The organism is Hafnia paralvei ATCC 29927, assembly GCF_001655005.1.
GTDB classification, from domain to species: domain Bacteria; phylum Pseudomonadota; class Gammaproteobacteria; order Enterobacterales; family Enterobacteriaceae; genus Hafnia; species Hafnia paralvei.
Map to the genome: position 1 here is coordinate 1 of NZ_LXET01000060.1, position 18,710 is coordinate 18,710.

At 50.2% G+C, this 18,710-nt stretch carries 16 protein-coding genes and 1 riboswitch; of the genes, 9 read left to right on the plus strand and 7 right to left on the minus strand.

The genetic code is table 11. From position 1 onward, the window contains the following. The first annotated feature begins 258 nt into the window (after window positions 1-258). Both purH and purD read left to right on the plus strand, forming a co-directional pair. Window positions 259-1,878 carry a bifunctional phosphoribosylaminoimidazolecarboxamide formyltransferase/IMP cyclohydrolase gene (purH, locus tag M988_RS19300; protein ID WP_064575386.1) on the plus strand — a complete coding sequence of 540 codons (1,620 nt, stop codon included), beginning with the start codon at window positions 259-261 and terminating at the stop codon, window positions 1,876-1,878. Window positions 1,879-1,944: 66 nt separating this feature from the next. Next, window positions 1,945-3,228, plus strand: coding sequence for a phosphoribosylamine--glycine ligase (gene purD / locus M988_RS19305; RefSeq protein ID WP_039189457.1), 1,284 nt, complete (start codon window positions 1,945-1,947; stop codon window positions 3,226-3,228). A gap of 43 nt (window positions 3,229-3,271) precedes the next feature. Here purD and M988_RS19310 read toward each other — a convergent pair whose 3' ends face one another. From M988_RS19310 to nudC, 6 genes are all read right to left on the minus strand, one after another. Further along, window positions 3,272-3,943: a DUF1481 domain-containing protein gene (locus tag M988_RS19310; protein WP_217509743.1), complete on the minus strand. Its 672-nt coding sequence runs from the start codon at window positions 3,941-3,943 to the stop codon at window positions 3,272-3,274. Between the two features lie 60 nt (window positions 3,944-4,003). Beyond that, entirely contained in the window at window positions 4,004-4,276 is a 273-nt protein-coding gene (gene hupA / locus M988_RS19315; protein WP_004089422.1) for a nucleoid-associated protein HU-alpha, read from the minus strand. Window positions 4,277-4,465: 189 nt separating this feature from the next. After that, entirely contained in the window at window positions 4,466-5,056 is a 591-nt protein-coding gene (locus M988_RS19320) for a YjaG family protein (protein ID WP_004089424.1), read from the minus strand. A 74-nt stretch (window positions 5,057-5,130) separates the two neighbouring features. Beyond that, window positions 5,131-5,820, minus strand: a complete 690-nt coding sequence (nfi, locus tag M988_RS19325) for a deoxyribonuclease V (RefSeq protein ID WP_039189450.1) — start codon at window positions 5,818-5,820, stop codon at window positions 5,131-5,133. A 15-nt stretch (window positions 5,821-5,835) separates the two neighbouring features. Then, window positions 5,836-6,900: a uroporphyrinogen decarboxylase gene (gene hemE, locus M988_RS19330; protein WP_008815909.1), complete on the minus strand. Its 1,065-nt coding sequence runs from the start codon at window positions 6,898-6,900 to the stop codon at window positions 5,836-5,838. Between the two features lie 48 nt (window positions 6,901-6,948). Next, window positions 6,949-7,728 (minus strand): NAD(+) diphosphatase, encoded by a 780-nt coding sequence (gene nudC, locus M988_RS19335; RefSeq protein WP_008815910.1) that lies wholly within the window; start codon window positions 7,726-7,728, stop codon window positions 6,949-6,951. A 78-nt stretch (window positions 7,729-7,806) separates the two neighbouring features. On the opposite strand from nudC, the gene M988_RS19340 reads away from it, so the two are divergent. From M988_RS19340 to thiH, 7 genes are all read left to right on the plus strand, one after another. Next, window positions 7,807-8,322 (plus strand): Rsd/AlgQ family anti-sigma factor, encoded by a 516-nt coding sequence (locus M988_RS19340; RefSeq protein WP_039189447.1) that lies wholly within the window; start codon window positions 7,807-7,809, stop codon window positions 8,320-8,322. 72 nt (window positions 8,323-8,394) lie between these two features. After that, window positions 8,395-8,517, plus strand: a riboswitch (TPP riboswitch). 131 nt (window positions 8,518-8,648) lie between these two features. Next, the gene (gene thiC, locus M988_RS19345; protein WP_064575388.1) at window positions 8,649-10,598 is read left to right on the plus strand and encodes a phosphomethylpyrimidine synthase ThiC; all 1,950 of its coding nucleotides are present in this window, start codon (window positions 8,649-8,651) and stop codon (window positions 10,596-10,598) included. Next, window positions 10,598-11,260, plus strand: a complete 663-nt coding sequence (thiE, locus tag M988_RS19350) for a thiamine phosphate synthase (RefSeq protein ID WP_064575390.1) — start codon at window positions 10,598-10,600, stop codon at window positions 11,258-11,260. The genes thiC and thiE overlap by 1 nt, the downstream gene beginning before the upstream one ends. Continuing rightward, window positions 11,253-12,005: a HesA/MoeB/ThiF family protein gene (locus tag M988_RS19355; protein WP_064575392.1), complete on the plus strand. Its 753-nt coding sequence runs from the start codon at window positions 11,253-11,255 to the stop codon at window positions 12,003-12,005. Before thiE ends, M988_RS19355 begins: the two co-directional genes overlap by 8 nt. Further along, complete coding sequence (thiS, locus tag M988_RS19360; protein WP_064575394.1) at window positions 12,002-12,202, plus strand: sulfur carrier protein ThiS; 201 nt, start codon at window positions 12,002-12,004, stop codon at window positions 12,200-12,202. The genes M988_RS19355 and thiS overlap by 4 nt, the downstream gene beginning before the upstream one ends. Before the next feature lies 1 nt (window position 12,203). Next, on the plus strand, window positions 12,204-12,983 hold the full coding sequence (locus M988_RS19365) for a thiazole synthase (RefSeq protein WP_064575396.1): 780 nt from the start codon (window positions 12,204-12,206) through the stop codon (window positions 12,981-12,983). Window positions 12,984-12,985: 2 nt separating this feature from the next. After that, window positions 12,986-14,116 (plus strand): 2-iminoacetate synthase ThiH, encoded by a 1,131-nt coding sequence (thiH, locus tag M988_RS19370; protein WP_061059322.1) that lies wholly within the window; start codon window positions 12,986-12,988, stop codon window positions 14,114-14,116. 274 nt (window positions 14,117-14,390) lie between these two features. Here thiH and rpoC read toward each other — a convergent pair whose 3' ends face one another. Next, the gene (gene rpoC / locus M988_RS19375; protein WP_008815918.1) at window positions 14,391-18,611 is read right to left on the minus strand and encodes a DNA-directed RNA polymerase subunit beta'; all 4,221 of its coding nucleotides are present in this window, start codon (window positions 18,609-18,611) and stop codon (window positions 14,391-14,393) included. Window positions 18,612-18,710: the final 99 nt, after the last annotated feature.

Consider the following 18,710-nt stretch of genomic DNA (forward strand, 5'->3'; position numbering starts at 1 on the left):
TTAATTTCCAATAAATCGATCGTTTGCTGCATTCCACAGCAAAACCCCGCCTTATACCCGTTTGTGCACAAACTTATCCACAGAACGATATTGGTGACAAATTTGACGAGCATCACGCAAACGTTTTCGTTACAATCTGGATGCGCTAAAATCTTTCGACCTCTTCCAGCGAAGGGGCGTTATTTGAATAAAACGGGCATGCCGTATTCACATAACGCTCTTTATATTGCGATTCCATAGCCGAGGGATATAACTACCATGCATTCCAGTTCACAAAACACGAGCTCAGCTTCCGCTTACCGTCCGATTCGCCGTGCGCTACTCAGCGTATCTGATAAAGCCGGTATTGTTGAGTTCGCTCAGGCGCTCAGTTCGCGTGGCGTTGAGCTGCTTTCAACTGGCGGCACTGCCCGCCTGTTAGCGGAAGCAGGTTTACCCGTGACCGAGGTTTCTGATTACACCGGATTCCCCGAAATGATGGATGGGCGAGTGAAGACTTTGCATCCTAAGGTGCATGGCGGAATTCTTGGTCGTCGCGGCCAAGACGATGACATTATGTCTCACCACGATATTAAGCCTATCGATATGGTTGTTGTGAATCTTTATCCCTTCGCTCAAACCGTAGCTCGCCCAGATTGCTCTTTAGCCGACGCCGTTGAGAATATCGATATCGGTGGACCAACCATGGTGCGTTCGGCAGCCAAGAATCATAAAGACGTTGCGATTGTGGTGAACAATAGTGACTTCGATGCCATCATTAATGAGATGGATAGCAATGAAGGTTCTTTAACCCACGCAACGCGTTTCGATTTGGCCATTAAGGCATTCGAGCACACCGCTGCCTACGATGGCATGATCGCGAATTACTTTGGAACGATGGTTCCTCCTTATTATGGCAATACCGAAGAACCTTCTGGCCGCTTCCCACGGACACTCAATCTTAGCTATATAAAGAAACAAGACATGCGCTACGGTGAGAATAGCCATCAAGACGCTGCCTTCTATATAGAAGAGAACGTGACAGAAGCCTCCGTGGCCACCGCTAACCAGCTGCAGGGCAAAGCACTTTCCTATAACAACATCGCAGATACTGATGCCGCACTAGAGTGTGTGAAAGAGTTTAGTGAGCCTGCTTGTGTAATCGTGAAGCATGCTAACCCGTGTGGCGTTGCCGTTGGTGGTTCTATTTTAGATGCCTACGAGCGCGCTTATAAAACGGATCCAACGTCTGCCTTTGGCGGCATCATTGCCTTTAACCGTGAGCTCGACGCCGAAACCGCTCAGGCGATTATTAGTCGTCAGTTTGTTGAAGTTATCATTGCCCCACACATCAGCGAGCCTGCGCTTGAGTTGCTGGCAGCCAAACAAAACGTGCGCGTCTTAGCCTGTGGCGAATGGAATGCTCGCCAAAATGGATTGGATTTCAAACGTGTTAACGGTGGCTTACTGGTTCAGGACCGCGATTTAGGCATGGTCAAAGAATCTGACCTGCGCATCGTCACCACTCGCCAACCTAGCGAGCAGGAAATGCGTGATGCCCTGTTCTGCTGGAAAGTGGCAAAATTCGTGAAATCCAACGCAATCGTATATGCACGAGACAAGATGACCATCGGTATTGGCGCAGGCCAGATGAGCCGAGTCTACTCCGCTAAAATCGCAGGTATCAAAGCCGCCGACGAAGGGTTAGAAGTTGCTGGCTCAGTGATGGCCTCCGATGCATTCTTCCCATTCCGCGATGGTATCGATGCAGCCGCCTCTGTGGGAATCACCTGCGTCATTCAGCCTGGTGGATCAATTCGTGACGATGAGGTTATCGCCGCCGCAAATGAACATGGCATCGCGATGATCTTCACGGATATGCGTCATTTCCGTCATTAATTAATTCTTTTTGTATCACATCTTCTATTTTTGTGCGCCTGCGGGCGCACCTTTTGAGGTGAGCGCATGAATATCCTGATTATCGGTAACGGCGGGCGTGAACACGCTCTGGCATGGAAAGCGGCGCAGTCTCCGCTAGCAGATAAAGTGTACGTTGCTCCTGGTAATGCCGGAACAGCTCTGGAACCCGCATTGGAAAACGTGGATATTTCGGCAACGGATATCAGTGGCCTATTAGCCTTCGCCAAGAGCCACGATATTGGTCTGACGATTGTTGGCCCTGAAGCGCCTTTGGTTATTGGCGTGGTTGATGCCTTTCAAGCCGAGGGACTAAAAATATTTGGCCCCTCCCAAGCGGCTGCTCAGCTAGAAGGCTCAAAGGCCTTCACCAAAGACTTTTTAGCTCGTCATCGCATCCCAACGGCTGAATATCGTAACTTCACCGATATTGAACCTGCTATCAGCTACATTCGTAGCCAAGGCGCCCCAATCGTGATTAAAGCCGATGGATTAGCCGCTGGCAAAGGCGTGATTGTCGCTATGACACTGGAAGAGGCTGAGGCAGCAGTTCACGATATGTTGGCAGGTAATGCATTTGGCGATGCGGGACATAGAATTGTCGTAGAAGAGTTTTTAGAGGGAGAAGAAGCCAGTTTCATCGTGATGGTTGATGGCAAAAATGTGTTGCCGATGGCAACCAGTCAGGATCATAAGCGCGTGGGAGATGGCGATACTGGCCCTAACACCGGCGGTATGGGAGCTTACTCTCCGGCACCTGTCGTTACTGACGAGATCCACCAGCGCGTTATGGATGAAGTCATTTGGCCAACCGTGCACGGCATGGCAAAAGAGGGTAACCCTTACTCTGGCTTCCTCTACGCAGGACTCATGATTTCAGCGCAGGGTCATCCAAAAGTTATAGAGTTCAACTGCCGATTTGGCGATCCTGAAACTCAGCCAATCATGCTACGCATGAGATCTGATCTGGTAGAACTGTGCTTAGCGGGTGCCGAAGGGAAACTAAACGAGAAAGAGTCTCTGTGGGATGAACGTGATGCACTGGGCGTTGTATTAGCTGCGGGCGGCTATCCAGAATCTTACCGAACCGGTGATGTTATTCATGGCTTACCCATTAACTCGCCAGAAGGTGAAAAGGTTTTCCACGCGGGAACCCAGTTGGTTGGTAGTGATGTCGTGACACAGGGCGGGCGCGTATTGTGTGCAACAGCTCTAGGACACGGAATCAAACAGGCACAACAAAATGCCTATCAATTAGCAGAACAGATTAGTTGGGAAGACAGTTTCTACCGTAAAGATATTGGCTATCGCGCGATACAACGTACCCAGTAAAGCCCATCAGGCCGAGGAGCATGACTGTGGTTCTCGGCTACTTTTACAGCGTATCGACTGTAGGCTCCCAACTGCAAAAATCTTCATTGGCAACCAGCAAAAGCTGCTGCCCCTCAGGAGCATCTAGCCACGCAATACCCAGCGGTAGAGATGAGTGCGATGCACGACTCTCGATCCATTTCAATTGCCAATCCTCAAGCTTCAGCGATTGAGTCTCACCAGCACAGTTGGTAAATCGGCTATTTTCCCAACGACCTTGAATCAGGCGCACATTGCCCACGCGTAGCGCTTCAGAAATCTCAACCATATGGCGCGACTGGTACTGACTGCGAGCGATATCATCCGGCGTGAGTAGCTGCCGCTGATCGCCAATTTGGCGCTGCATGTAGCTGAGTTCACCCTTTTCATCCAGACGCAGTTCGAGTACGTCTTTCTCGCCGCCTTGTATAGTCTGGCGCACAAGATTCAGATTACCGTCTTGATAAGCGTAATAGCTGATTATCGTACCTTTGCCTTTTAGTGGGCTGTAGACGCTCATAATGGCCAGCGGTTGATGCTTAGCATCATCCTTACGCCAAATACGCATCATGCCTTGATCGGCAATATAACCTGTTGCGGTGAAACGAGGAGAGGAAGTATCAGAGCTGCAACCTGAGAGGGTTACAGCAAGCCCTGCCGCGAACAGTAATGCCGCCACAGGCTTACAAATAGACAAAAGGGGCGTTAACGCCCCCCTGCTTATATCTTTCACAAACAGGCTGTGAATCACGCGGTCTTATTTAACTGCGTCTTTCAGAGCTTTACCAGAAACGAACGCTGGTACGTTTGCTGCTGCAATTTTGATTTCCATACCGGTCTGTGGGTTGCGGCCAGTGCGCTCGTTACGATGATTCACTTTAAAAGTACCGAAACCAACCAATTGTACAGCATCACCTTCTTTCAGAGACTCGGTAATCGCCGCCAGAGTAGATTCCAGAGCTGCTTTAGCCTGAGTTTTAGACAGGTCAGCTTTTTCCGCGATTACATCAATCAGTTGAGTCTTGTTCATAAGTTATCCTTACAGTGTGTTTATCGTTTGCAAAGCATCGAGTGCGACGGATATGCCGATTGACAGCACTCTCCTGCATACACGCACCGATAGCCACTTTTTTTACGCCCCCCAAATGTAGAACAACCGGGGTACGAATGTGAAGCCTTAAGGGACGACAAATCAGGTGTTAAATCACGTTTTGCCGTCTTATTGCGCTAAATTTACACCGATATTACTAACACCTGCTTCACGCAGGTCAGATCTTAATCCTTTGATGAGTTCCAGATCGCGCTCTTCACACTCAACAAGCAAGCGGAAAATCTCCCATTGGATATCTAACTCATCTTGCATTGCTGGCAATTCTTTGAGCTCTTCATCAGTCATTTCACGACCGGCCTGAGTCATCTCCAGCATGCCAACGGTACGTAATGATGTCTCACTCACCGTGATTGCATGTTCTAACATTTCACCGCTTAAACGGGAATGCACAGCTTCACCCAATGCAATACAAGCGTCAATAGCAGGGTAAACGCCATAAATATCATAGTCGTCAGCGGAAGGAATTGCCTCTTCCAGTTTTTCTAACTGGTTATCGAAATTCACTTTAGCGTCTTTTACCGTCAACGTTTCCCAAATCAAATCCAAAATTCGGCGGTAAACCATAGGATCGCCAAATCCGGTTTGCAGACAAAATGCCTGATAATTTGGGTACATACGCTCACACAAGCTGGCGATGAACGTCAGATGTTGCCAGCTTTCCAGCTTTTCCAGCCGTTTGTGGATCGGGTTACGCAGCATGCTAAGTCTCTTAGAGAAAAATAAGTCTCTGAAAAATAATTCCGGCGCAGTGTAACTGAAAAATCAAGAGATCCCTATATCTGCGCGTTATTATCAGAATGTTGGAGTAACCAGCGTTGAAAAGCTGGCCGATTAGAGGCGATTGCATCCGCCCAGCGCGTGGGTTCAGGCAAACGGTAGCCACGCATACAACTTTGGATAAAATGCAGCGCCGTAGGCAAACTAATGCGGTGCCCCGTAGAAATAAATAACGGATTACAGCGCGCTTTACTGCGCCATACCCAACCAATCTGCTCTTGTTTGTCATTCAGTGGTTGTATTGCACCAACCGAATCACTCAACGGAGCAAACTGACCACATAAACGGCTTTTGGCAACGCCAATGGTCGGAACATCGGCTAACAAGCCGAAATGGCTCGCCACGCCCAGACGGCGGGGATGAGAGATCCCTTGACCATCGACAACCACCAACTGTGGGCGGTGCTGAAGCATCTCCCACGCTTTGATCAGTGCTGGGTACTCTCGGAAAGAGAGAAAGCCAGGAATATAAGGCATCTGGGTTTCAATGCGGGCAATCTGATACTCCACCAGCTCAAGTGAGGGATAACGCAACACGGCTATCGCCGCACGTGTGACGTCCCCTCCCTGTTCAAAGCCCACATCAGCACCGGCAATAAGCGTCGGTTGTTCAAAACCGAGATCGTCCGTGCGGATAATCTGGCTCGCCTTCTCCAACTGCTCTTCACGCAGTGCTTTCATATCCATGACTTAATGCCTTAATTACCGATGGTATTTACCTGACAACCGATGAACAGCCTCTACAAACGTACCCGCATGCTCCGGTGGTACATCCTGATGAATACCATGCCCAAGGTTAAAGACATGTCCGGTGCCGTGACCAAATCCCTCAAGGATAGTCGAAACTTCCTGCTCAATTCGAGCAGCAGGCGCATACAGCATGGATGGATCCATGTTTCCTTGCAGCGCAACTTTGTCACCGACACGGCGGCGAGCATCGGCAATATCCGTACTCCAATCTAAGCCTAGTGCGTCGCAGCCGGTTTCAGCCATTGCTTCTAGCCACTGACCTCCACCTTTGGTAAACAGCGTGACTGGCACGCGGCGTCCTTCGTTCTCACGGATCAGGCCATCGACAATTTTATGCATGTAGTTCAGGGAGAATTCGCGGTAATCACGCGGCGTTAACACACCGCCCCACGTATCAAAGATCATCACCGACTGAGCACCCGCTTTGATCTGCGCATTAAGATAAAGGATCACGCTATCGGCGATTTTATCTAGCAACAGATGCATGGTCGCTGGTTCGGCATACATCATTTTTTTAATTTTGGTGAAAGCTTTACTGCTGCCGCCTTCAACCATGTAGGTTGCCAGCGTCCACGGGCTACCAGAGAAACCGATTAAAGGTACCTGTCCAGCCAGATTTTTACGGATGGTACGCACAGCGTTCATCACGTAACCCAGTTCATCTTCTGGGTCGGGCACAGGAAGCTTTTCAACATCCGCTTTACAGGTAATTGGCGATGAGAAGCGCGGCCCTTCACCCGTTTCAAAATAGAGTCCAAGCCCCATGGCATCAGGAATGGTCAGAATGTCTGAGAACAGAATTGCCGCATCCAGCGCATAACGACGCAACGGCTGTAGCGTTACCTCACAGGCCAATTCAGCATTTTTGCACAACGACATAAAATCGCCGGCCTGTGCGCGAGTCGCTTTATATTCTGGCAAATAACGTCCGGCCTGACGCATCATCCATACCGGAGTCATGTCTACCGGCTGGCGCAGCAGTGCGCGCAGGTAGCGGTCGTTCTTCAGTTCAGTCATCCTTTGGCTCCCTAATTAATCTCATCGCATTGTAGCATGACCCATGCGTTATTCGCTTTCAGCCTCATCTCGGCACTGTGCTACGGTATCTTCAATCAAACGACGCGCCACGGTTCCAGGCGGCGGTAGTTGTGGCAGATTGTCATAGCGATACCAGTTTGCATTCAATAACTCTTTTGGATCGTGCTTGAGCTCACCGCCTGCATAATCAGCCATAAACGCCATCATCAGCGAATGTGGGAATGGCCAAGGCTGTGAGGCGACATAGCGCAAATTCTTAATTCGAACGTTACTCTCTTCCATGATTTCACGCGCCGCAGCCTCTTCCAGAGTCTCTCCCACTTCGACAAAACCGGCGAGCACCGTATGAATACCGTTACGATGCCGTTTATGCTGAGCCAGCAAGATTTCATCTCCGCGGCGAATCGCCACAATAATGCAGGGCGCAATTTGTGGGTAATAACGCTGACGGCAGTGAGGACACATACATGCCCACTCAGAGCGGCTGGTGTACATCTCATGCCCACAATAGCCGCAGAAGGTATGGGAGCGAAAGAATTCCGCTAGCTGAACGCCGCGGCCAACAAGCTGGAAAAGACCACGATCCACGTCGATAAGCTGGCGAACGGACGTCATATCCTGACTACGTGACTCTTCCAGCAACCACATTGGATGTCCTTCCCACTCACCGATTTGGTGCGCTTTTTTGGTGCTTAATTGCCATTGTTGTGCAGTGCCAAAAGGCAGCTCCCCACGAGGTAACCAGACCTTGCCCTCACGGCTGATAACCCACCAGCCGGTGTCATCATCTTTTAACTGTTGTTCCATATCTTTGACATTAAACCTCTGCTAATCTGGCATTCGATTGTTGCTAATTTGTAACATTTACCTCATGGAGTTGAATATATGCTCAACCGTCTCGAACATCTGACTCAACGCGTAGGTGGTAGTCATGAATTAATCGACCAATGGCTACAAGCCCGAAAGGAACTGCTCGTAGCCTACTGCGCACTGGTCGGAATAAAACCAAACAAAGAAAAGCATACCCCGCTTAATGAAAAAGCGTTGGAGAACTTTTGTCACAATTTGGTGGATTATCTCTCTGCTGGCCACTTCCATGTTTACGATCGTATCGTAGAACTCGTTGGAGGTGACGATAGCCCGCACATGGCGGTAACAAAAAAAATCTATCCAGCACTGCACGATAATACCAAGCTCATTATGGCCTTTCACGACCGCTTTACCGATGATGAGCTAAACGAAGAAGAGTGCCTAGCACTCCACGACGCACTATCACATATTGGTGAAACACTAGCGGCTCGTTTTGCCTTAGAAGATAACCTAATTCAAATCGCCTATGACATCTGGCAAGCAAACACGCCTGCCGCTGATAATGACGATTCATTAGCTCGCCCAGCATAATTTTTTGAAAGTAGCATAGACATTACAGCTTAGTTAACAGCTTGCAGTTTTGTCTTCCCGCTCCTACACTGGGCGCTCTTGTCGGAGTGCCTAGTGAGCGGGAAAAGTTTTCCCCTACAGGCTGAGACCGTTAATTCGGGATCCGCGGAACCTGATCGGGTTAATACCCGCGAAGGGAACAAGAGTAATCTATTATCACCTACCAGCAATCTATCGAGATCTGACTGGGTGACGGCTATCCATTACTCCCTCCGAGCTCCAGACAAGCAATTCTCCAACTTGATTTTTTAATCACTGTTAAACCAGAACACTGGTAGGAATTTGCTATGTCTATGAATAACAATGAAACAATTCGTACTCCGCTTTCTCGTCGCGAGCAACGCGCAGAAGCACAGAGTTTTATCGATCATCTGCGCGGTGAGGCCTATCCAAACTCGCAACGTATTTATCTAACGGGTTCGCGTAGTGATATTCGCGTACCGATGCGCGAAATTCAGCTCAGTCCAACGTTGCTTGGCGGCAGCAAAGATAACCCGCAATACGAACCCAACGAACCAATCCCTGTCTATGACACTGCGGGGCCTTATGGCGACCCCCATGCTGAACTTGACGTGCGCAGCGGGTTAAAACCACTCCGTGATCGCTGGATCGCAGAACGCGATGATACCGAATCGCTGGAACAGCTCAGCTCCGCCTACACACAGCAACGCTTAGCCGATGAAGGTTTAGATCATTTACGCTTCGAGAACCTGCCACAGCCACGGCGCGCGAAATCAGGTAAATGCGTTACACAGCTCCACTACGCTCGACAAGGTATCATCACGCCCGAAATGGAGTTCATTGCCATTCGCGAAAATATGGGGCGCGAACGTATCCGTGGTGAAGTGCTGCGGCAGCAGCATCCAGGACAAAATTTTGGGGCACTGCTGCCAAAAGATATCACCGCCGAATTTGTCCGGAGCGAAGTGGCTGCTGGTCGCGCCATTATCCCTTCCAATATCAATCACCCTGAGTCTGAGCCGATGATTATTGGCCGTAACTTTCTGGTGAAGGTCAATGCCAACATTGGTAACTCAGCGGTCACTTCTTCGATAGAAGAAGAGGTCGAAAAACTGGTTTGGTCAACGCGCTGGGGAGCAGACACCGTTATGGACCTGTCCACTGGCCGCTATATTCATGAAACTCGCGAATGGATCTTACGCAACAGCCCGGTTCCTATCGGCACCGTTCCAATCTATCAAGCGTTAGAGAAAGTTAACGGCATTGCCGAGAACCTAAACTGGGAAATATTCCGCGATACACTCTTAGAACAAGCTGAACAAGGCGTAGACTATTTCACCATTCATGCGGGAGTGCTGTTGCGGTATGTCCCAATGACCGCTAAACGTCTAACCGGTATCGTTTCACGCGGTGGCTCTATCATGGCGAAATGGTGCCTTTCACATCATAAAGAGAATTTCCTGTACGAGCGATTCCGCGAAATCTGCCAAATCTGCGCAGCCTATGACGTTGCATTATCCTTGGGTGACGGCCTGCGTCCGGGTTCAATTCAAGACGCCAATGACGAAGCACAATTTGCTGAACTACACACACTTGGTGAACTGACTAAAATTGCTTGGGAATATGACGTACAAGTCATGATTGAAGGACCAGGGCATGTGCCGATGCAAATGATCCGCCGTAACATGACCGAAGAGTTGGAGCATTGCCACGAGGCGCCATTCTATACATTAGGTCCGTTAACGACAGATATTGCTCCCGGCTATGACCATTTCACTTCAGGTATTGGTGCCGCCATGATTGGTTGGTTTGGCTGTGCCATGCTGTGTTACGTCACACCAAAAGAGCATTTAGGTTTACCCAATAAAGAAGACGTAAAACAGGGGCTGATCACTTACAAGATCGCAGCCCACGCAGCAGATCTTGCCAAAGGGCATCCTGGAGCTCAGATCCGTGATAATGCCATGTCTAAAGCTCGCTTCGAATTTCGCTGGGAAGATCAATTCAATCTGGCACTTGATCCTCACACCGCTCGAGCTTATCACGACGAAACCCTGCCACAAGAATCAGGCAAAGTGGCACATTTCTGTTCAATGTGCGGGCCAAAATTCTGTTCGATGAAAATCTCTCAGGAAGTGCGCGACTATGCTGCCAAACAAGAAGCTTCGGCGCCGCAGCCCGTAGAAATAGGCATGGCGCAGATGTCAGAGGCTTTTCGTGCTAAAGGCGGCGAGATTTACCACACCACCAGCGATCTGCAGACGGAGAAAAACTGATGGCTCCGTTAACTCATTCTCGCACCGCCCCCTTTCCTTCTACCGAACAACGCCTTGGTCTTTACCCCGTCGTTGATAGCGTTGAGTGGATCGAACGTCTGCTAAAGGCGGGAGTGCGCACTATCCAGCTACGCATCAAAGACCAAAGCGAAAATGCGGTGGAAACCGATATCGCGCAGGCTATCGCACTGGGTCGACACTATCAGGCGCGTTTGTTTATCAACGACTACTGGCAGCTCGCTATCAAACACCGTGCCTACGGCGTTCACCTCGGACAGGAAGACCTAGATACCGCTGATTTATCCGCAATCAGCGACGCTCATCTCAGACTCGGTCTCTCAACCCACGATGATATCGAAATGGATCGCGCTCTATCCTATCGCCCCTCCTACATTGCACTGGGACATATATTTCCGACCCAAACCAAGCTGATGCCTTCAGCCCCTCAGGGGCTGGTTGACCTCAAACGTCAAGTCGCGCGTATTCCTGATTACTCTACCGTTGCCATTGGCGGTATCAGCATCGATCGCGTACCAGCAGTGCTTGAGTGTGGTGTCGGCAGCGTTGCCGTGGTTAGCGCGATCACTCAGGCGCAAGACTGGCTGGCAGCAACCGATACGCTATTGCAGCTGATAGAAAACAGGAGAGCCAACGATGCTTAGCGATCAAGACTTCATGCGCTATAGTCGCCAACTTCTACTGGAAGAAATTGGCCCTCAAGGACAAGAAAAACTCAGTACCAGCAGCGTACTCATCGTGGGGCTTGGCGGATTAGGAACGCCGGCAGCAATGTATCTTGCCGCGGCAGGAATCGGTAAGATCATACTTGCTGATGGTGATCGCCTGCACATCAGCAATCTTCAGCGTCAGATCCTATATCGAACCGACGATCTTGGACGGTCAAAGGTAGAAACGGCCAAGCATCACTTACGAGAACTTAATCCTCAGGTTGAATTGATAACACTGCCCGAGCATTTAGAATACGCTTCCCTAGCCAAAGCCATAGCGCATGCAGATTTAATCCTCGATTGTAGCGATAACATGCCCACACGTCAGGCGGTGAACGCCGCTTGCGTTGCGCAGGCTAAACCATTGATTAGTGGCAGTGCAGTGGGATTCGGCGGCCAACTGATGGTGATTGAACCACCATACGATCAGGGCTGCTATCGGTGTCTGTGGCCAGACGACATTGAACCACAGCGCAACTGCCGCAATGCTGGTGTCCTTGGCCCCGTCGTTGGCGTTATCGGTACGCTACAGGCTCTTGAAGCCATCAAAATGCTGGCAGGAATACCCTCGGCCCTGTCAGGGAAACTGCGTTTATTCGATGGCCGCCAACAAAGCTGGCGCACCTTCAGCTTAAAACGCTCTCCAACCTGCCCCGTCTGCGGAGGCATCGCCGCATGAAGATTATGGTTAACGATGAATGTGTCACCCTCAGCGCAGCTACCAGCGTTGAATCGTTGTTGCTCCAGTTAGGTCGCTATCAGCAGGGCACTGCTCTAGCACTCAATCAAACCATTCTCCCGCGCGAAAATTGGGCGACGCAACAGCTAGCCGAAGGAGATGAAGTGGTGGTATTCCAAGCAATTGCCGGAGGTTAAGATGCTACAAATTGCAGATAAAACTTTTTCATCACGTCTGTTTACTGGAACAGGAAAGTTTTCCTCGGCGGATAAAATGCTAGCGGCATTGCATGAGTCGGGTTCGCAGCTCATCACTATGGCGATGAAACGTGTCGATCTGAAAAGCGGCAATGACGCCATTCTTGCGCCTCTGCTTCAGCTAGGCGCAAACCTGCTTCCGAATACCTCAGGTGCAAAAACGGCAGAAGAAGCCATTTTTGCCGCAAAACTAGCGCGAGAAGCCCTTGGTACTCACTGGATAAAACTGGAAATTCACCCCGACGTTCGCTATCTGCTACCTGATCCTATCGAAACACTTAAAGCGGCCGAAATATTAGTAGAAGAAGGATTTGTGGTTCTTCCCTACTGCGCCGCCGATCCTGTTCTCTGTAAACGTTTAGAGGAGGTGGGCTGCGCGGCGGTGATGCCTCTTGGTTCGCCTATCGGTTCCAATCAGGGAATTATTACCCGCGATTTTCTGCAAATCATCATAGAGCAAGCCAAAGTCCCTGTCATAGTTGATGCTGGGATCGGCGCACCAAGCCATGCAAGTGCAGCAATGGAGCTCGGTGCTGATGCCGTTTTGGTTAACACAGCCATTGCAGTGGCTCGCGATCCTATAGCAATGGCTAAAGCGTTCAGGCTTGCGGTCGAAGCGGGACGAATCGCTTATCAAAGCGGATTAGGACGCCAAAGTTTCCAAGCAAACGCCACCAGCCCATTAACGGGTTTCTTGCACACCATGAAACAGGATACCTAACCGTGGAAACATTCACTCAACGCTGGCAGCAGTTAGATTGGGATGATATTGGGCTTAGGATCAACAGCAAAACTAACGCCGACGTAGAGCGTGCATTACAGACTTTTCGCCCCGACCGTGAAGACATGCTGGCTCTACTTTCGCCTGCGGCGGCACACTACCTTGAGCCTATGGCACGCAAGGCTCAACAGCTCACACGCCAACGCTTCGGCAATACGGTAGGTTTTTACGTCCCGCTCTACCTTTCTAATCTGTGTGCTAACGACTGCACCTATTGCGGTTTTTCTATGAGTAACCGGCTAAAGCGTAAGACGTTGGATGCCGAAGAAATTGAGCACGAATGCACGGCTATTCGCGCCATGGGATTCGACAGCCTGTTGCTCGTCACCGGTGAACATCAAGCAAAAGTGGGGATGGATTACTTTCGTCAGCATTTGCCGCAGATTCGTCGCCATTTCAGTTCACTTATGATGGAGGTTCAACCGCTAGCACAGGATGAATATGCGGAGTTAAAAACGCTGGGGCTGGATGGCGTAATGGTATATCAGGAAACCTATCATCCTTCGGTTTATGCACAACACCATCTCAAAGGGAACAAGCAAGATTTCTTCTGGCGATTGGAAACACCCGATCGGCTAGGAAAAGCAGGGATCGACAAGATCGGGATCGGTGCGCTGATTGGACTGTCTGACAACTGGCGTACAGACTGCTTCATGGTTGCGGAGCATTTAACATGGCTACAGCAGACCTATTGGCAAAGCCGGTACTCCATTTCTTTCCCGCGTCTACGCCCATGTACTGGAGGTATAGAACCTGCATCCATTATGGATGAAGCTCAGTTAGTACAAACTATCTGTGCATTCCGGCTATTTGCACCAGAGATCGAACTGTCACTCTCTACCCGTGAATCGCCTGCGTTTAGAGATAACGTCGTGCCACTTGCAATCAATAACGTCAGTGCGTTTTCAAAAACTCAGCCGGGAGGATATGCCGATAACCATCCAGAATTAGAGCAGTTTACGCCACACGATGCCCGTACTCCCGCCCAAGTGGCAAATGTACTTTTATCATCGGGGCTACAGCCGGTATGGAAAGATTGGGATGGATATTTGGGAAGAGGTACACATCGCTAGAGGCAAAAAATGTAACGGATGCAGTTATCTGTCAATAGCCATTCGAATGATGAGATAACTGCGTGAAAATATAAATTAGGCGGCATAACGTTCCTCTATCGATGTAGTTCGAACATCGATCGGAGCGCATTCATCCCCTAAGCTTCGCTAACCAAAACAGAATAACCGAGTTTCTATGGCTCGGTTATTCTTCCTCCGGCTACGACTAACGCTTAAATCTCAGGCATAAAAAAACCGCTCCAAAGAGCGGTTTTTATTAGGCTTGGATCAACGATTACTCGTCGTCACCACGCATGCTAGCGTTCAACAGCTCTGCCAAGTTAGCAGTTGCTTCTTCAGCGCTCACCTGTGGAACTACAGGCGCTTCGCCCTGAGCTTTACGGCGCGCACGATCCTGATGATAAGCATAACCGGTACCGGCTGGGATCAGACGACCCACGATTACGTTTTCTTTCAGGCCGCGCAGTTCGTCGCGTTTACCCGCAACGGCCGCTTCGGTCAGTACGCGAGTTGTTTCCTGGAACGAAGCCGCAGAGATGAAGGACTCAGTCGCCAAGGAAGCTTTGGTGATACCCAGCAGGTCGCGGCTGTAAGTTGCCGCAATCTTGCCGTTAGCTTCCAACTCACGGTTCGCGATTTTAACGCGAGAGAACTCAACCTGTTCGCCTTCCAGGAACTCGGAGCTACCAGCACTTTCGATGGTTGCTTTACGCAGCATCTGACGCACGATGACTTCGATGTGTTTATCGTTAATCTTAACGCCTTGCAGACGGTAAACGTCCTGCACTTCGTTGGTGATATAACGAGTCACAGCATGAACGCCACGCAGACGCAGAATGTCATGCGGAGATTCTGGACCATCGGAAACCACGTCACCACGTTCTACACGTTCGCCTTCGAACACGTTCAGCTGACGCCATTTAGGAATCATCTCTTCGTACGGTTCGCTACCATCCAGAGGCGTAATTACCAGACGACGTTTACCTTTGGTTTCTTTACCGAAGGAAATAACGCCAGTAATTTCTGCCAGAATCGCAGGTTCTTTCGGACGACGTGCTTCAAACAGGTCAGCAACGCGTGGCAGACCACCGGTAATATCCTTGGTACCGCCGGATTCCTGAGGAATACGCGCCAAGGTGTCACCAGCATGGATCTGAGCACCATCTTCCAACTGAACAATCGCTTTACCCGGCAGGAAGTATTGAGCAGCCATATCAGTGCCTGGGATCAATACATCGTTGCCTTTAGCATCAACGATTTTCAGTGCTGGACGCAGATCTTTACCGCTACCGGTACGCTCTGCAGAGTCCAGAACGACCAGAGAAGACAAACCGGTCAGTTCATCAGTCTGGCGGGTAATGGTCTGGGTATCGATGATGTCAGTGAAACGGATGAAACCACTAACTTCTGAAACAACCGGCATGGTATGCGGGTCCCAGTTCGCTACAGTTTCGCCGCCATTAACTTCAGCGCCATCGCCTTTAGCCATAACAGAACCGTAAGGCACTTTATAGCTTTCTTTAGTACGTCCGAATTCGTCGATCAGTTTCAGCTCGGTATTACGAGACGTAATAACCAGCTTCTTATCGCTATTCAGAACGAACTTAGCGTTGTTCAGTTTCAGATGACCTTTATTTTTCACCTGAATGCTGGACTCTGCTGCCGCACGAGATGCCGCACCACCGATGTGGAACGTACGCATCGTCAGCTGTGTACCTGGTTCACCGATGGACTGTGCCGCGATAACCCCGATTGCCTCACCCTTGTTGATGATGTGGCCACGAGCCAAGTCACGACCATAGCAGTGCGCACACACACCGAAGTCGGTTTCACAGCTAACAACGGAACGAACCTTGATGATGTCAACGGAGTGCTCTTCTAACAGATCACACCATTTTTCATTCAGCAGGGTGTTGCGCGGAACAAGAATGTCTGCGGTGCCCGGCTTCAGAACTTCTTCAGCCGTCACACGACCCAATACGCGGTCGCGCAGTGGCTCTTTAACATCACCACCTTCGATAACCGGAGTCATCACGATACCGTTATGAGTACCGCAGTCATCTTCGATAACGACCAAGTCTTGCGCTACGTCTACCAGACGACGAGTCAGGTAACCGGAGTTCGCAGTTTTCAGTGCGGTATCCGCCAAGCCTTTACGAGCACCGTGAGTAGAGATGAAGTACTGGAGTACGTTCAGACCTTCACGGAAGTTCGCGGTAATTGGCGTTTCGATGATGGAGCCATCTGGCTTAGCCATCAGGCCACGCATACCGGCCAACTGACGAATCTGCGCAGCAGAACCACGAGCACCGGAGTCAGCCATCATAAAGATGCTGTTGAAGGAAACCTGACGCTCTTCTTCACCTTTGCTGTTAATAACCAGCTCGGTAGACAGGTTTTCCATCATCGCTTTAGCAACACGTTCGTTGGCCGCAGCCCAGATATCGATGACTTTGTTGTAACGTTCGCCCGCTGTAACCAGACCAGACTGGAACTGTTCCTGAATTTCAGCAACTTCTGCTTCAGCTTCAGAAATGATTTCCACTTTCTTCTCTGGGATAACCATATCATCGATACCAACGGAAGCACCTGAACGCGCTGCGTAGGCAAAACCGGTGTACATGATCTGGTCAGCAAAGATAACGGTCGGCTTCAGGCCCAGGATGCGGTAACACGTGTTCAGCATCTTGGAGATCGCTTTTTTACCCAACGGCTGGTTAACGATGCTGTATGGCAGGCCCTGAGGCACAATCATCCACAGAATCGCACGACCAACGGTGGTATCGACCAAGCCGGTAGTAGTAACCCATTCGCCTTCTGCATTTTTCTCGGTTTGCGTGATACGCACTTTAACGCGAGCATGCAGAGAAGCCAGACCAGCGCGATAGATACGCTCTGCTTCTTTAGGGCCGCTCAGAACCATGCCTTCGCCTTTAGCGTTAACACAGTCACGAGTCATGTAATACAGACCCAATACAACGTCCTGAGAAGGAACGATGATTGGCTCGCCGTTCGCTGGTGACAGAATGTTGTTGGTAGACATCATCAACGCACGCGCTTCCAACTGGGCTTCCAGCGTCAACGGTACGTGAACAGCCATCTGGTCACCATCGAAGTCGGCGTTATACGCCGCACAGACCAGCGGGTGCAGCTGAATAGCTTTACCTTCGATCAGTAACGGTTCAAATGCCTGGATACCCAAACGGTGCAGGGTTGGTGCACGGTTCAGCATCACTGGGTGTTCGCGGATAACTTCGTCTAGGATATCCCAAACGACAGCTTCTTCGCGTTCAACCATTTTCTTCGCAGCTTTAATGGTGGTAGCAAGGCCACGCAGTTCCAGCTTGCCATAGATGAACGGCTTGAACAGCTCCAGAGCCATTTTCTTAGGCAGACCGCACTGATGCAGACGCAGGTATGGACCTACGGTGATTACAGAACGACCGGAGTAGTCAACACGTTTACCCAACAGGTTCTGACGGAAACGACCCTGCTTACCTTTGATCATGTCGGCCAAAGATTTCAGAGGACGTTTGTTTGAACCGGTGATCGCACGACCACGACGACCGTTATCCAACAGGGCGTCAACCGCTTCCTGAAGCATACGTTTTTCGTTGCGTACGATAATGTCCGGCGCAGCCAGATCGAGCAGACGCTTCAGACGGTTGTTACGGTTAATGACACGACGATACAGATCGTTCAGGTCAGAAGTCGCAAAACGACCACCATCCAACGGTACCAGTGGACGCAGATCTGGCGGCAGAACCGGCAGAACGGTCAGGATCATCCACTCTGGTTTGTTACCAGACTGAACGAACGCTTCCAGCAGCTTGATACGCTTGGTCAGCTTTTTACGTTTGGTTTCGGAGTTGGTTTCGTTCAACTCTTCACGCAGCTGTTCGCATTCCGCTTCCAGATCCATGTTTTTCAACAGACCTTGGATAGCTTCAGCACCCATCTTCGCGTCGAATTCGTCACCGAACTCTTCCAGAGCGTCCAGATACTGCTCTTCAGTCAGGATCTGACGACGTTCCAGATTGGTCATACCGCCTTCAACCACAACATAAGATTCGAAGTACAGTACGCGCTCAATATCACGCAGAGGCATGTCTAACAACAGGCCGATACGAGATGGCAGTGATTTCAGGAACCAGATGTGGGCAGTCGGAGAAGCCAGTTCGATATGGCCCATACGCTCACGACGTACTTTAGTCTGAGTAACTTCAACACCACATTTTTCGCAGATAACACCGCGGTGTTTTAAACGCTTGTACTTACCGCACAGGCATTCGTAATCTTTTACCGGCCCAAAGATACGGGCGCAGAAAAGGCCGTCACGTTCTGGTTTGAACGTACGGTAGTTAATGGTTTCCGGCTTCTTAACTTCGCCGAAAGACCAAGAACGGATCATGTCTGGCGAGGCCAGAGCAATTTTGATCGCGTCAAACTCTTCGGTCTTAGTTTGAGCTTTCAGAAACTTCAGTAAGTCTTTCACGGATTGGCTCCTGTCGGAGTTAGACCTGTTGGGCATTCGGATACCACCCAAATGCCCCTGTGACCAGTGCAACCACTGACTAAGCACCCCGCTTTCACA

What these genes read in the sequence shown, in the direction of transcription:
- M988_RS19365 (WP_064575396.1), top strand. Translation starts at nt 12,204, where the DNA reads ATGCTACAAATTGCAGATAAAACTTTTTCATCACGTCTGTTTACTGGA.
- purH (WP_064575386.1), top strand. Translation starts at nt 259, where the DNA reads ATGCATTCCAGTTCACAAAACACGAGCTCAGCTTCCGCTTACCGTCCG.
- hupA (WP_004089422.1), bottom strand. Translation starts at nt 4,276, where the DNA reads ATGAACAAGACTCAACTGATTGATGTAATCGCGGAAAAAGCTGACCTG.
- thiS (WP_064575394.1), top strand. Translation starts at nt 12,002, where the DNA reads ATGAAGATTATGGTTAACGATGAATGTGTCACCCTCAGCGCAGCTACC.
- purD (WP_039189457.1), top strand. Translation starts at nt 1,945, where the DNA reads ATGAATATCCTGATTATCGGTAACGGCGGGCGTGAACACGCTCTGGCA.
- nudC (WP_008815910.1), bottom strand. Translation starts at nt 7,728, where the DNA reads ATGGAACAACAGTTAAAAGATGATGACACCGGCTGGTGGGTTATCAGC.
- M988_RS19355 (WP_064575392.1), top strand. Translation starts at nt 11,253, where the DNA reads ATGCTTAGCGATCAAGACTTCATGCGCTATAGTCGCCAACTTCTACTG.
- nfi (WP_039189450.1), bottom strand. Translation starts at nt 5,820, where the DNA reads ATGGATATGAAAGCACTGCGTGAAGAGCAGTTGGAGAAGGCGAGCCAG.
- thiC (WP_064575388.1), top strand. Translation starts at nt 8,649, where the DNA reads ATGTCTATGAATAACAATGAAACAATTCGTACTCCGCTTTCTCGTCGC.
- hemE (WP_008815909.1), bottom strand. Translation starts at nt 6,900, where the DNA reads ATGACTGAACTGAAGAACGACCGCTACCTGCGCGCACTGCTGCGCCAG.
- thiE (WP_064575390.1), top strand. Translation starts at nt 10,598, where the DNA reads ATGGCTCCGTTAACTCATTCTCGCACCGCCCCCTTTCCTTCTACCGAA.
- M988_RS19340 (WP_039189447.1), top strand. Translation starts at nt 7,807, where the DNA reads ATGCTCAACCGTCTCGAACATCTGACTCAACGCGTAGGTGGTAGTCAT.
- M988_RS19320 (WP_004089424.1), bottom strand. Translation starts at nt 5,056, where the DNA reads ATGCTGCGTAACCCGATCCACAAACGGCTGGAAAAGCTGGAAAGCTGG.